The sequence below is a fragment of the Nannocystis sp. RBIL2 genome (assembly GCF_026626745.1).
Classification (GTDB): Bacteria; Myxococcota_A; Polyangia; order Nannocystales; family Nannocystaceae; genus Nannocystis.
This window is the reverse complement of sequence record NZ_JAPNJW010000001.1, coordinates 1522748-1536142: the sequence shown is the minus strand read 5'-3', so window position 1 is coordinate 1536142 and position 13395 is coordinate 1522748. Positions and strand designations below refer to the sequence as shown.

15 protein-coding genes are annotated in these 13395 nt (G+C 69.3%); 2 read left to right on the top strand and 13 right to left on the bottom strand.

Features of this window, described 5'->3' with window-relative positions; translation table 11 throughout:
• Positions 1 to 248: 248 nt before the first annotated feature.
• The 5 genes from OV090_RS06035 to OV090_RS06015 form a co-directional block, all read right to left on the bottom strand.
• The gene (locus tag OV090_RS06035) at positions 249 to 1103 is read right to left on the bottom strand and encodes a hypothetical protein (RefSeq protein ID WP_267702521.1); all 855 of its coding nucleotides are present in this window, start codon (positions 1101 to 1103) and stop codon (positions 249 to 251) included.
• Between the two features lie 216 nt (positions 1104 to 1319).
• Positions 1320 to 2108, bottom strand: coding sequence for an IS21-like element helper ATPase IstB (gene istB, locus OV090_RS06030; protein WP_267702520.1), 789 nt, complete (start codon positions 2106 to 2108; stop codon positions 1320 to 1322).
• Positions 2105 to 3175 carry an integrase core domain-containing protein gene (locus tag OV090_RS06025; protein WP_267702519.1) on the bottom strand — a complete coding sequence of 357 codons (1071 nt, stop codon included), beginning with the start codon at positions 3173 to 3175 and terminating at the stop codon, positions 2105 to 2107. Before OV090_RS06025 ends, istB begins: the two co-directional genes overlap by 4 nt.
• Positions 3082 to 3651 (bottom strand): hypothetical protein, encoded by a 570-nt coding sequence (locus tag OV090_RS06020; protein ID WP_267702518.1) that lies wholly within the window; start codon positions 3649 to 3651, stop codon positions 3082 to 3084. The genes OV090_RS06025 and OV090_RS06020 overlap by 94 nt, the downstream gene beginning before the upstream one ends.
• Before the next feature lie 75 nt (positions 3652 to 3726).
• The gene (locus OV090_RS06015; RefSeq protein ID WP_267702517.1) at positions 3727 to 4599 is read right to left on the bottom strand and encodes a tetratricopeptide repeat protein; all 873 of its coding nucleotides are present in this window, start codon (positions 4597 to 4599) and stop codon (positions 3727 to 3729) included.
• Positions 4600 to 4974: 375 nt separating this feature from the next.
• Here OV090_RS06015 and OV090_RS06010 point away from each other — a divergent pair, with 375 nt between their 5' ends.
• Together OV090_RS06010 and OV090_RS06005 are read left to right on the top strand one after the other, a co-directional pair.
• Positions 4975 to 5430, top strand: a complete 456-nt coding sequence (locus OV090_RS06010) for an SMI1/KNR4 family protein (protein WP_267702516.1) — start codon at positions 4975 to 4977, stop codon at positions 5428 to 5430.
• A 385-nt stretch (positions 5431 to 5815) separates the two neighbouring features.
• Complete coding sequence (locus OV090_RS06005) at positions 5816 to 5989, top strand: hypothetical protein (RefSeq protein ID WP_267702515.1); 174 nt, start codon at positions 5816 to 5818, stop codon at positions 5987 to 5989.
• Between the two features lie 77 nt (positions 5990 to 6066).
• On the opposite strand, the gene OV090_RS06000 is transcribed toward OV090_RS06005, so the two are convergent.
• The 8 genes from OV090_RS06000 to OV090_RS05965 form a co-directional block, all read right to left on the bottom strand.
• On the bottom strand, positions 6067 to 6723 hold the full coding sequence (locus tag OV090_RS06000) for a hypothetical protein (RefSeq protein WP_267702514.1): 657 nt from the start codon (positions 6721 to 6723) through the stop codon (positions 6067 to 6069).
• Positions 6724 to 7157: 434 nt separating this feature from the next.
• The gene (locus tag OV090_RS05995) at positions 7158 to 7538 is read right to left on the bottom strand and encodes a GFA family protein (protein WP_267702513.1); all 381 of its coding nucleotides are present in this window, start codon (positions 7536 to 7538) and stop codon (positions 7158 to 7160) included.
• 89 nt (positions 7539 to 7627) lie between these two features.
• On the bottom strand, positions 7628 to 9679 hold the full coding sequence (locus tag OV090_RS05990; RefSeq protein ID WP_267707070.1) for a M13 family metallopeptidase: 2052 nt from the start codon (positions 9677 to 9679) through the stop codon (positions 7628 to 7630).
• Between the two features lie 19 nt (positions 9680 to 9698).
• Positions 9699 to 9974: a hypothetical protein gene (locus OV090_RS05985; protein ID WP_267702512.1), complete on the bottom strand. Its 276-nt coding sequence runs from the start codon at positions 9972 to 9974 to the stop codon at positions 9699 to 9701.
• A gap of 360 nt (positions 9975 to 10334) precedes the next feature.
• Positions 10335 to 11252 (bottom strand): MBL fold metallo-hydrolase, encoded by a 918-nt coding sequence (locus tag OV090_RS05980; protein WP_346660384.1) that lies wholly within the window; start codon positions 11250 to 11252, stop codon positions 10335 to 10337.
• Between the two features lie 164 nt (positions 11253 to 11416).
• Positions 11417 to 11632 carry an IS66 family insertion sequence element accessory protein TnpB gene (gene tnpB / locus OV090_RS05975; RefSeq protein WP_267702510.1) on the bottom strand — a complete coding sequence of 72 codons (216 nt, stop codon included), beginning with the start codon at positions 11630 to 11632 and terminating at the stop codon, positions 11417 to 11419.
• Between the two features lie 224 nt (positions 11633 to 11856).
• The gene (locus OV090_RS05970; RefSeq protein ID WP_267702509.1) at positions 11857 to 12222 is read right to left on the bottom strand and encodes a PQQ-binding-like beta-propeller repeat protein; all 366 of its coding nucleotides are present in this window, start codon (positions 12220 to 12222) and stop codon (positions 11857 to 11859) included.
• A 242-nt stretch (positions 12223 to 12464) separates the two neighbouring features.
• Positions 12465 to 13382: an FHA domain-containing protein gene (locus tag OV090_RS05965; RefSeq protein ID WP_267702508.1), complete on the bottom strand. Its 918-nt coding sequence runs from the start codon at positions 13380 to 13382 to the stop codon at positions 12465 to 12467.
• Between the last annotated feature and the right edge of the window lie 13 nt (positions 13383 to 13395).

Genomic DNA, 13395 nt, shown 5'->3' with positions numbered 1-13395 from the left:
GAGCCCGGAGCCGACATACCCGCGATCATGCCCCCTTCCGAGCTGGCTTCGCCGGTCGAGACGCTGCGCGTGTTGATGCAGAGTAGGGACATCCGCGCTTTCGACCATGTCGCGGCCGCCCCCTCGTCCTCGTCAAGTTCGCCGGCCCGTGGTGCCCGCCGTGCCGCGCGCTGCAGCCGACGCTCGACGCGACCGCGCTGACCTGCTGGTGCTCAGCGTCGACGTCGACGACAACCTGCGTTCCGCGATCAGCGGAACACGAGCTGCGCGCGCGCGTGGATCAGCTTGATCGGTGAACCACCTTCCCAGCCCTGGATCTTCAGGGTCGCGTCGCAGCGGATCGTGAGGTGGTAGAGCAGGGCGCCGGGGCCGTGAAACGGTCCGCCTGCGGCGACGCGGACGTTGGCGCAGGCGGGGACGCCGGACGACCCGACGCCGCACAGAAACACGAAGCGGGACTTGTCGCCGCCGGGCGGTCCGAGCTCGGCGATCGCGGTGACCTCGGCTCCGCCGTCGCCGAGTCGATCCGCCGCGGTCACCTGCGTGACGTGGGCGATCTGCGGGTCGTCTTCGCGGCGGTGTGGCCAGCGTGTGCGTGCCAGCGAGTGGCCCCACCAGCCCCGGGCCGTGCGCACCAGCAAGAGGTGCTCGGGCTGGTTCTGCGGCCCGGGCGGACGCATCGAGTCGCCCGTGATGCAATGGACGATCTCGGTGAATGGCGGCGCCGAGGCGCGCTGGCGGTCGGTGCATCCATCGCGGTGGAGCTCGTCGCGGTCGGCGAACGGGCCGCGCATCGGCTGGCTGCCCCACTCGCCGAGGTCGTGGGCCGCGTAGGCCTCGGCGTCGTCGATGAAGCTGTCCTTGTAGGGCGGCGGCACGATGAACGGTGCCGTGCAAGTCGAGGGCGGCGCGGCGGACGGCGCGACGACGGGCGGTGTCTCGACGACGGGCGGTGTCTCGACGACGGGCGGTGCGACGGGTGGCGCCTCCGGTGGGGGCGTCGACACGGGGCCTGGCGGCGGGTCGGCGGTCTGATGACCGGGACCGTCGCAGGCCAGGAGGAGCGCCAGGACGGCGATGCGGGGCAGTTGGAGGGGCGACATCATGAGAGGGAATCGGGCGTCGAATCAGGCGTCGCTCGTGCGTGTCAGTCGACGATCGCAAGATCGGAGAAGCGAGCAGTGCACTCCAACAGAGCCGCCAGCGTGGCCTGCCACACGACATTCCTCGGCTCGCGCCTGGTGTCGGTTTTCACCAGCATGGGACCCCGGCCTTCTCACGACCTTTCCGCCTTGGTCCATCCTGCGTGACGAGGGGGATCATGCTCGCGTGCGCGAGCGGGATCCAGTTTTCGGCGGACGGGTGAGCGAGGGTTTCTGGCGGCTTCGGTACGACTCGCCTTCGATGACGAGGTCGTAGGCGTTGCTGGTGAAGCGATCGATCGCTGCCTGGGCGCGGACGGGGTCGGCGAAGACTGCGAGCCATTCGTCAGGGCCACGGTTCGAGGTGACGATGATCGAGCCGTGGCGGTGACGCTCGGTGAAGATTTCGTAGGCGTCGCGGCTCTCGGTCGCGTCCATCGCGTCGAGGCCGAAGTCGTCGAGGATCAGCACGTCGACGGCGAGGATCTTGCGCAGCTCGGCGTCGTAGGAGCCGTCGAGTCGAGCGTGGCGGAGGTTCTTGAGCAATCGATCACAGCGGTAGGCGAGGACACTGTATTGACGGCGGCAGGCGGCGTTGCCCAGGGCGTGCGCGAGGAAAGTCTTGCCGACACCGACGGGGCCGACGAGCGCGACGTGAGCGCGAGCCTCGACGAAACGCAGCGAGCAGAGCTCGGCCCACAGCTCTTGATCGAAGTGGACCCGAGTGGTGCTGTCCCATCCCTCGAGCTGGTGCTCGGGATCGAGACGCGCTTTCTGGCCGCGGAGCTGGGCGGAGATGCTGTCCCGGCGGCTGACCTCGTCGGTGAGCAGCGTCAGCAGGAAGTCCTGGTGAGGGACCTTCTGCTGGCGTGCGAGGGCGAGCCGCTCGGGCAGCGTCGATAGCAGGGGGCTGAGTTTGAGTCGCTTGAGGATGGCCTTAAGGTCATGTGAGATGGTATCGGTCATGACGGTTCTCCATGCTTGGTGTTGGCCGAGAGCGCGTAGATCTGCGCGGGTCGGAGGAATCTCGCCGGCGGTGTCGGCCGGTCGAGGGGGATGGGTTGGGGCTTCACGTCGCGCTCGACCATGGCGCGAAGGCGCTTCAGACTCAGCATGTCGGCCGCGAGTGCGATGCCGCAGCAGCGATCGACGACGGCGACGCCGTGGCGCTCGGCGAGGCCACGCACGCCGTGGACGGTGCGCATGCTGGTCCAAGGCAGCGGGCCGGACAGCAGTCGCCGTACGTACGCGCCGATGTTGGGGCCGAGCTCGTCGGCCTGCTTCTGCAAGAATTCGATATCACGCATCGCGTAGGCTCGTTTCTCCTTCGGGAAGTCCTCAGGGTTGATGCTGCGGCCGCCGGGCGGCAGCCGCCGACAGATCCGGATCAGCGTGCTCCGATCGTAGAAGCGGACGCTGCTGCGATCGACTCGAGCCTGCAGCGTGCGACCGATCAGCCGCGTGGGCATCGAGTACAGTGCGCGCTCGACCTGGACGAAGTGATCGCGCGCGACCTTCGGCGTGCACCACCGCGGCACGTCGTAGGGCTGCTCCGGCGCCGGCAGCAGCACCGGCGCCTCGACATTGAGAAAGTGCTCGCGCGGCATCCGACCGGTGGTGCTGTGGCGGTGCGCGCCGTATTCGTCCCGGCACCATCGCTCGGCACGCTCCCGTGCGGCCGCGAGGTCGCGGATCCGTTCACCGCCGAAGCAGTCGTCACGGACGTCGCGGACCGCTCGCTCGACTCGCGCCTTGTCCTGCGGCCTGCGCACCCGCGCGACGTCGATCACGAAGCCGCGTGCCTGCGCGTACTCGAGGAAGGCCTCGCACAGCCGCGGCTCGATCGGGTCGGCGCGCTGGACGATCGCCTTGAGGTTGTCGGGGATCAGCGTCCGGAAGACGCCGCCGTAGAACGCCCAGGCGGCCTCGCACGCTGCGATCACCTCCTCGACGGTCTCGCGCTCGATCGGATAGACGAAGCGGTAGCGCGACACGTTCGGCGAGAAGACGAGGACCTTGATCTTGCGCCGCACGCCGCTGCCGTCGGCTCGTACATCCCGACACTGCCGGGATCGCTCTGCAGCTCGTCGCCGGGCTTGCCATCGACGAGCGGCACCGTCGCCGCCTTCTTGCCGAAGCCGAGTTGCTGCGTGGCAAAGCGGTGCAGCGTCGCGTACGGCACGACGACTCCCTGCCGCTGCAGTAGCTTGCGGATCTTGGTCAGCCGCACGTCGTGCTGGAGATGCCCCTCGATGAAGGTCCGCTCGCGCTCGCATGCCCGCCACGCCTCGCCATGCTCGTGCGGCACCGGCTTCTTCAGCTCGGCGATCACGGCGTCCAGCCGCGCATCCGTCAGCTGCTCGCGGCCACCGCCGGCGACGACGCCGTGCGCCTCACCGACCTCGAGGTAGCGCCGCACGGTCTTCGGATCGAGACGCAACTGCGCGGCGATCCGCTTCTTGGCGACGCCGAGAAGCCTCAGCCTTAGAACTTCCTTGATCTCGATCATCGTGACCTCTCGGTACGCCATGGGCTCCTCGCGCCCGGCTTCCTCGCCGGACTCGGGAGCGGGGTACCCGCTCGGTCACGCAGGGGGGAAAGGTGGTGAGAAACTCAGCCCCCGGCAGGGGGGAAAGATGCTGAGAAACTCGGTCCCCAGAGGGGGGAAAGGTGGTGAGAAATTCGCCCCCGAAGGGGGGATTGCTGCTGAGAACTGACACCTGGCGAGGGATTCCGCGATGGCCAAGCCCCGCTCGGACGCCTCGAGGGCCTGAGCACGCGCTCCCCGCGTGGCATGCTGCTCGGCGAGGCGGCGATAGGCCCGAGAAAGATCGTGGAGCGCGTGGAGGTCGCCGGGTGCACGCTGCGACACCTGGCGTTGGAGCACCAGGCTCTTCTCGAGCATCTCGGTTGCTTCCTTCGGCTCTCCTCTTGCGTCGAGCAACGGGGCCGCCACGGCATACGCGACCGACAGAGCGCTCAGCCGACGCATGTCATCCGGCTGGCGTTCGCAGAGCCTCGTTCGAATGGCGAGGCACGATGAGATGAAGACCTCGGCACCCGTGGGCTCGCCGAGCATCCGACAAAGATCCGCGAGCCGCTCGTAGGTGACAGAGAGATCCTCCTGCCAGAGATCGTTGTCGGGATCACGCGCGGAGAGCTGCAGTCGAATAGCGAGACTTCGCTCGGAGAGCGTTCGCGCCTCGCGCAGCTCGAACCTCAGGGCGAGCACGTTGGCCACCTTCTCGTAGGCGATGGCCAACCCCCGCTGCCACCGAGGCTCGTCGGGGGCGCGCTCCACGAGCGCGCGGCTGAGCTCGAGGCTCCGTTGGGCCATCTCGAGGGACTTGGACAACTCCTTCTGCTCGCGCGCGACCGCCTCCTCGCATGCTCTGAGCTCGTCGAGCCGATCGACGTCCTTTGGCGCTGGGGTCACGCTCGTCGGGCGCAGACGCATTGCGGGCTCTTGCGCGCGCCGGGGGAGTGTAGCGCAAGGCCGGCGAGGTGCGTGGGTGGTGATGCGTCCGCCGGAGCCGCAAGAGCTGGAGCCGAGGGAGGACTCGAAGGCCCCCGGGCCTGAGGAGCCCAGGCTCACGTTCGACACGCTCGAGGTCGGACCGCGCTGGTCCTTCTCTTCGTGACCTCGCCTCAGCGCCCGTGAGCCTCCTGTAGGGCGGCGATCGGCACCCCGAGGCGCGCCGCGGCAACGTCTCCGCGGGAGCGCCGCGGGCTGTACACTCGGCGCGTGGCTGCGCGAAAGCGATCGACCTCGAAGCCGTCCGCTGTGCCGAAAGAGCTCCGCGCTCCGTGGGCCGCGTTCCTCCCACCCGCGATGGCGCGGATCGGGCGCGAGCGCGGCCGCTGGTTCGCGCCGCGACCCGTGACCGCCGCGGACCTCGCCGCCATCGCCACGAGCACCGTGCCGCCCGGCTACCTCGAATTCGTCCGCTCTTTCGGCGGAGCGGACACGATCGAGAGGAGCTTCCCGTACTTCGGCGGCGTGCAGTTCCTGCCGGCGCGCGTGGTGCTTCGCGAGCGCGCTACGCTCGACGCGGCACCGTCGTGGCCGAAGGGGGCGCTTCCGATCGCGTCGACCTTCGATCCACCCGACGCGTGCCTCGGCAGCTACCACGCACTCTGTAAAGACGGGGTAGTGCGCTTCTGGACGCGACGCGAGGGTCTCGTGCGCGACGAGCACCCGAGCTTCGACGCGATGCTGACGTGGTTCCTGCGGTCCGTCGCCGGGAGCGGCGTCACCTACGATTCGACGACGGGCTTCAGCTTCTGAGCTCCGAGCGAGATCCAGGTCGTGCGGCATGAGCCTCGCGAGCTCGTCGTCCGTGCCGCGCCGCTCGTCGAGCCGCGCGAACAGGTAGCGGACCGCAGCAGCCCACCCTTCGAAGTAGACCGGCATTCGCGCGTCGGCGATGTTCGCCTGGAACACGACGACGACCTGCTGCTCCTTGACCTCGTAGATCGACCGCGCGCCGTCTCTATCCTCCCAAATGATCAGCCGGAGGGTCGCAACGAGGTGGCCTTCCATCTCCTGAACCCCGCCCCAGGCAGCGCCGAGATGCGCGTCGCCGATCTCGGCGTCGAACTCGAGCGCGAAATACTCGGAGGAGAGCGGAAACTGCTGGGCGAATGCGGCGGCCAGATCCATGCGTCCGCGGATGCTACCGCGACGTCATGCCAGCGCGCAGCCGTCGCTCCTCGACCAGTGGACGGTCGAGTTCGTCGGCGAGCCGGTCGCGCTCCTACGCGTCGCCGACGATCGGCTCGTGTACACGGTCGGCACCCGCGCGGAGCACCATCGCATCCTCACCGGACATCTCGAGGTCCTGTGAAACGAGGGGATGCAACCGTTGCAGTCGGCTACGTCCGGACGGCGACGACAGAACAGCGGCTCAGCGGACTGCGGCGCTCAGCTGCTGTCGTCGCTCGGCGGGTCGTCGCCCAGCCCTGCGGTGAACCCCGTTGCCAGCAGCAGCGCGGAGAGCTCGCCCCGATCGTCGCGGGCCGCCGCCGCGCGCAGGAGGTCGCGCAGGCGACGGCTGCGCGGGTTGGCCGGGGTCTCCGGCGAGCCGAACAGCACCTGCAGGTCGGCCTGCAGCAATCCGGTCTCGTGCTCGCGGATCACCTCGGGCAGGGTGGGCCAGTACTCGCGCAGCCGCTCGTTGCGGGCGACGAGCCGCGCGTACAGCCGCGAGCAGCCCGAGAGCTCCGGTTGCGGCGGGTGGGGCTCGTAGCTCGCGGTCGATGTCATCTCCAGCTCCCTGTTGCGCTGGTCGACCTCGATGATCTCGCGCGTGACTGCGTCGGGATCGTACCTCAGGTCGCCGCGCTCGCGCGGAAGGAGGCGCAGCGTCGGGGGCAGCACCAGAAGGCGCTGAAGCGAGAGCGCCGGGTGCCATGGGTGTGCCAGTGGCGTGACGAGCTCGACGTGGCCGAATCGCTCGGCGCGCACGCTGGCTGCCTCCACCATCACCCCGCACTTCTCGCAGGTCCGCCCGGCCCACTCGATCCTGCGGTACTTGCCGCACAGGCAGTGGTGGTCGAGCGCCGGCCCGAAGATCCTCATTGTCAGGTGTGGCGCGCCCGGTGGCGCTGGTAGAGTGTGATGTGACGGACCCAGCGCACGTGCTCGGACCACGGAGAGTCGTGCAGGACGACCGGGGTGGGCGGGCTCACGCGTCCGGGTGTAGCACCTGCGCCGGTCCCCTCCCAGCCGGAATCGCAGGCGCGACCGGGCCGGCAAGCGCCATGAGTGCGTGTCGTCCCTCCAGCACCTCACGCGCCGAGCAGCAGCGCCCGATCGTCCCGCGCCACGCCGACGAGGAAGTCCAACAGCACGCGCACGCGGCCGCTGCGTGCCGACCACGCGGTCCGATGGGAGCCTTCGGCGTGCGACAGCGAGCCTGCCGCTGTCGCCCCGTCTCGACATCACCGGGCTCGCGCGGCGGCCGACGAGGCGCCGGCAATCGCGGCCGCGAACACGGCGCTGCCGAGGACAGATCAGCCGATCGAAGGGGCTCCGAAGTGATACTCGCCGAGCACCTCCCAGGTGTCCGCGCCGTCCAGCTTGCGGACCCGTACGCCGGCCAGCACCTGCGGCGGCATCAGTCGCACGTTCACGCCCATGCGCTCGGACGTCGCGTCGAGGCTTTGCCAGTGGGTGGTGCAGCCGCAGATCGGGCAATGGTGGGTCGCGAGGGTTCGATCACCCTGCACGTAGGCGATCGTCGCGCCGGATACTCGCCGCACTTGCTCCGGACGATAATAGGCCCACAGCCCGCCCAGCCGGCGGCACAGCGAACAATTGCAGTCGGTCAAGATCTCGGGCGTATGGTCGATCTCCATCCGAACGGCGCCGCAATGGCAGGTGGCTTCGATCATGGTGGGGCTCCCTCTTCCGCGACGACCTCTACCAGGTGGCGGTGGCGAGCCGCAGGCCACAGCGATCGCTAGCGACGGCGCGAACGATCTCACCAGACCTCGCAACGCTGCCGGGGGTTCATGGGCGCGCCCTCGGCGCACGAGAACGCGGCGGCGAACTCGGGCATGTTGGTGACCGCCCCGTTCACCCGGAATCGCTTCGGCGCGTGGATCCCGGTCTTGAGCAGCGCGCGTTCTCGCGGTTCGCGCCACTTCGTACACTGCTTCTGAGCGAGCGCCAGGAAGAACTGCTGATCTTCGTCGAAGCCGTCGGCCACGAGGCGCTCCGCAGCGCCGGCGCGTAACGCTCGGTACGCCTCGAACGCGAGCTCGACGCCGCCGAGGTCGGCGAGGTTCTCGCCGAGCGTCAGCTTGCCATTGACCTTCTCGCCGAGCGTCTCGTAGGCCGAGAATTGATCGACGACGCACTGGGTCTTGGCCTCGAAGCGCTTGCGCGTCTCGGGCTCCCACCACGAGACGAGGTCGCCCTTGGCGTCGTACTGCGAGCCCGCGTCGTCGAAGCCGTGCGTCAGCTCGTGGCCGATGGTCTCGCCGGCCGCGCCCATGTTCACGGCAACGCTCGCGCGACGCGAGTAGAACGGTGGCTGCAGATAGCCCGCCGGAAAGCCCATCTGGTTGCGCTGTGGATCGTAGAACGCATTCACCGACGGCGCGGTCATGTGCCACTCCTCGCGGTCGACCGGCTTGCCGACCCTGGACAGCTGGTGCTTGACCTCGAACGCGCGCGCGGCGAGCACGTTCGCCGCGTGCACCTTGGGGTCGAGCGGGAAGTCGTAGACGCGCCAGGTGCTCGGATAACCGATCAGCGAGCTCATCTGCTTGCTCTTCTCGCGGGCGCGCTGCTTGGTCTTGGCGTCCATCCAATCGAGCTGATCGAGCCGCTTGCCGAACGCCTCGCGGATCACGGCGATCATCCCGCGCACGGCCTCGCGGTCGCCTTCCGCGAAGTGGCGGCCGACGAACAGCCGGCCGAGCGCATCGCCGAGCAGCTCGTCGGTCGTCATCACGCATCGCTTCCAGCGGTCGGGGAGCCGCTCCATCCCGGTCACCAGGTGGCGCAGCGCGAACGCTTCGTCTTCGAACCGCTTGGGCAGCGCGGCGGCGGCGGTGCTCAGCACCTGCCACTCGAGGTAGGCGCGCCACAGCTCCGGCTTGGTCGACCCGAGCAGCCGCTCGATGCCCTGCAGGAGCGCCGGCGCGGTGACGTTGACCTCGCGCAGGCCTGCGAACCCGAGCGCCTCGAAGTACGCGTCCCAGTCCCACGCCGGCGCGAGGCGCGCGAGCCCGGCGCGGTCGAGCTTGTTGTACATCCCCGCCGGATCGCGCCGCTCGACCGGCGTCTTCCACACCTTTGCGAGTTCGATCTCGAGCGCCACGATACCGGCCGCCGCCTGCTTCGCCTCGGCGGGCTTGGTGCCCGCGAGCTGCAGCATGCGGCCGACGTGCTCGACGTAGAACGCGCGGATCTCCTTCGCTCGCGCATCGTCGTCGAGGTAGTGGTGCCGGTCGAGCATCCCGAAGGCGCTCTGATCGATGCTCGCGATCATCTGCGACGCGTCGCGCGCGTCTTGTTCGCTGGCGATCACGAACAGCGCGGCGACTTTGTGACGGTGGAGCTCGGCGACCGCGGCGATCAGCGACTTTCGATCGCGCACCGCGCGCACGGTCTTGAGCAGTGGATCGATGCCGGCGGTGCCGGCGGCTTCGCGAGCCGCGTCGTCGACGCACGTCGCGTAGAACGTGCCGGCGGGCTCCGATGCTGCGCTCTCGAGCAGCGCCCGCAGCTCGCCCTGGATTCGATCGCCGACCTCGATGTTCTTGCCCCACCGCACGCGATCGGCCGGGATCTCGTGCGTGGCGAGCCAGCCACCGCACGCGTACTGATAGAAGTCCTGACATGGATCGGCCGTGCGATCGAGCGAGGCCGCATCGAGTCCGACGTCGGCGAGCGTGACGCGCTTCTCGGACGGCTTCGCGCTCTCGCGCGGAGGCGGCTGGGTGACGGCGCGAGGGCGCGTCGCGTCGCAGGCGGTCGCACCCACCGCGAGGATGGTGAACAGGAGAGGATGGAGGTTGTACATCACCCGCGCTTGAGAAGTTTCAGACCACAATTCTCGCGCCGGGTCCAGCGCTCGAGGTGCCGATGGCCTCGTCGGGGTCGGTGACGACCTGGGCGACACGCATCCGGCCGCCGCACTTGCGACAGATGGTGACGTCGACGGCGAAGACGCGGGCGAGCCGGTTGGCCCAGCCGAGGCGGCGGGTTAGCGAGGCGGCGGCCTCGGTCGTCTCGGCGGGGCCGTGGTCGGCAGCGCCGGCGAGACGGAGCGGGAGTTGTTGGGCGGGCGCGGGGACGACGGAGGGCCTGGACGGCATCGTGGGCGACGTCAGGAAGGGTGGCGGCCGGCGATCGGGTCGCGGTATGCGAGAGCATCGAAGAGGGGGGCAGGCTGCTCTTGAGTCGGGCTTCGCCGATCTGTTCTACGCCGACGAGACCAGCCGCTTGATCGTATCGCACGGCGCCGGCACGCTCGAGCTCTACATGGCCGGAGAGACTTGCCCGCAGTCGATCGCGGGCGTCGACCCGCACGCTGACGACCACCGGCGCGGTCCTCGGCACGCCGGCGTGCATGGGCCCGTGGGTTCGGGGGCAGCGCGAGGGAACCGCAACGGGCTGATCGTCGACATGTGCATCACGCATGCCCCTGGCCGCGCCGAGGCCGCCTGTGGACGAGATCAGAAATCCCAGATGACCGGTACCCAGCGGAAGGCTTCACCTTCAATAGCCACGCGGCCGACGGAGGGGAACGGCAAGTGCGACGCCACCAGCAGGCCGCCCGTCCTGGCAAGTTCGCGGAACAAGCCGATGCGCACGCGCGCCGACTCCTCCGGGTCGTGCTCGAATCCGTTGTGCCAGTCCGGGTGGTCGAACGCGACCACGAACATGGCGTCGCCGGCGAAGGTCAGGCGCTCGCCGTCCGACGCCAGGTCAACTACGCTGTGGCCAGGGGTGTGGCCGCCGGTGAGGCGAACCACCACGCCTGGCGCCACCTCGTAGCTGTCGTGGAAAATGCGCAGGCGGTCGCGGTACTCTTCCAGAAAGCGCGTGGCGGTAGTGCGCAGCACGTTCGGCACCGGCGTAGGCATGGACGTTTGGGAGAAGTCCGGCGTGCCCCAGAACTCCACTTCGGCGGCAGCCACGTGGATGCGCACATCGGGATTGAGGCGCTGCTTCACATCGTCCACCAGCAGACCGCCCACGTGGTCCATGTGCATGTGGGTGATGATGATGTCGGTGACGGCCGCCAGGTCGATGCCGGCCGCCTTCAGGCGCTGCGGGAATTGGCCGGCGCGGGGAAAGCCAGCGTACTGGCCGCCCAGGCCCGCGTCGACCAGGATGATCTGCTCGCCGCTGCGCGCCACCATCACGTTCAGCGGCCAGTCGAACGCGTCCTGGGGCATGTACATGCGGTCCAGCCAGGCCGACAGGTCGGCCGGATCGACGTTGGTGGCCATGGTCGCGGTGGGCAGCGGCAGCACGCCGTCGCTGACGACCAGCACGTCGATCTCGCCGACCTGCAGCGCGTAGCGGGACGGAACCAGTTCGTTGAACTGCTGGCTACCTTGGTGCGCGGTGTTATCTACTGCAAACATGATGAAAACCTCCATGAAAACGGCCCGCATGGGCGGGCCAAGCCAGTCGGGCGACTGGCTGCAATTGGCTGGTCTTCATCGTAGACAGGGAGCGTACCGTGCGGTAGGCACGCCGAGGGGATCACTGTGGTGCCTGAAGTGCACCAAAGGATAAGTGCGGGTGTTCAGTCTCGCTCGTTCGTGAATACGAACAGCGCGCCGCTCTGCGGATGCTCGCCGAGCACTTGCCGGGCCGCCGGCGCGAGTCCGTCGAAGCTACGTCGCACGTCCTGCGGCCTCGTGCATACGACGATCCGCACCGACGCCGGGATACGTGCCTCCACGGCATCAAGCACCCGCTCGAGCGACTCGGCTTCGACCTGGCCGCGCACGCGGATCACCCCGCGACCCACGGCCAGCCGGCTGTCACGCCGACGGGCCCCACGTCGTGGGCGAGGGGACCGGCCAAGGCGCGCTCGAGCGTCTCTTGGTCAGGCCGAGGTCGTCGATCTCGAGAGCGGCGAAGGCGGCTTTGATCCCCTCTGGGGTAGTTCCGCCGAGAACGCGCACTCGATGAAGGAGCGCGATCGCCTCACGGGCGCTGCCTCGCGAACGCTGCGCGATCTCAGCGGCGACCCCAGTTGTCGCCTTGTTGAGCGAGACCGGGCACGGCGAGCGACACGGAAACGGGGAACCTCTCTTCCACACGATCGAGCCGGCGTTGCCACATCAGCTTGCCCGTCTCGAGCACCAGGACCACCAGGATCTCGGCGTGAACGACGAAGACCTGTCCGCCCTCGACCAACAGCGTCGCCGTGAAATGCGAGATGACTTGGTTCGCCTTGACCACATGCTCCCAGAGCAGCTTGCCGGTCGCGTACTCGAGGCAGCACACGTGCGCCGTGGCGTCGGCGGTGGCGAACATGCCGGACTCGTTCATGCGCGCCGCCACCATCACCACCCGGTGTTCGTCTGCATAGATCCGCGTCACGTGGCGATGGTCCGCCTTCCCTTCGGGAACCGTCCCCGCCACCGGTTCGCTCGCGCTCGCCTTCGTCGGTTGTGGCGACGACGGGCGCCTGTGGCCCAAAGGAGTGCCCAGCCGACATGCAACGCGGCGATGTTGGTGATGGGGTCGACCTGCTTCCAGGCGCCGCCATGCGTGTCAGCAGGCGTCATGGACGAAGACGCAGGAGCGATTCCCTCGACGATGGGAGCGCCGAGAGTGCGCGGTCACAGCGGATCGATCGTCACGTCGGCGAGGCCGAAGCGGAGGAGGCCGGCGCCGAGGCGGCGCTCCACCACCCGCGCGGGGTCCGGCACCCCGGCCTGGGTGAACTGCAGGCGGATGCGATGGATGCTCAGGTGGAGGTAGCCGGCGTCGACCTTGAGCATCTGCAGCAGGCGGTCCTGGGGCAGCCAGCCCTGCTCGCCGTCGGGGACGCCGGCGGCGCGGTCGGCCAGGCGGGCGCGGGCGAGGAGGAGCAGCGGATAGTGATGCGCCCGAGCCTTGAGATCGATCCGCCGCTCGCCGACGCGGGCGACGAGCTCGACGTGCTCCTCGTCGGCGCTGACGCGGAATTGCAGGTGCACGGGCGGAGCGTCGGGTTCGCTCGCGGCCTGCCAGGTGGCCGCGACGCCGTCCGTGAGGTGCACGCGCCACGGCTCGCCGCCGGCGGTCAGGACTGCGCGGTCCTCGACGCGGGTGGCCGGGCCGCCGGCGGGCTCGGCGAACCACACGCCGGCGTCCGAGCGGCGCAGCCACAGGGCGGGCTCGTCGGCGTCGGGCAGGGCGAGCTCGTCGACATCGACGAGGACGACCCGGCCGTCGACGAGGTTGACGGCCATCGGTCGCGGCGGAGCGTCGTCGACGAGCTGCCACCGGCCGAGGGTCTCGCCGAAGCGAATCTCGGCGCCGCGCGCGAGCGGCAGGCACTCGCGCGCGACGAGCCGGCGACCCGCGAGGTAGGTGCCGTTGCGGCTGCCGAGGTCCTGCAGCTCCCACGCGGCGCCGGTCCAGTGGACGACGGCGTGCTCGCGCGAGACGTCGCGGACGTCGAGCACGAGGTCGCAGGCGGGCGAGCGACCGACGACACACCGGGCCGGGAGGGCGCCCAGGCGCCGGGCTTCGGGTCCGAGGAGCGCCGCCATCGCCTACCAGTAC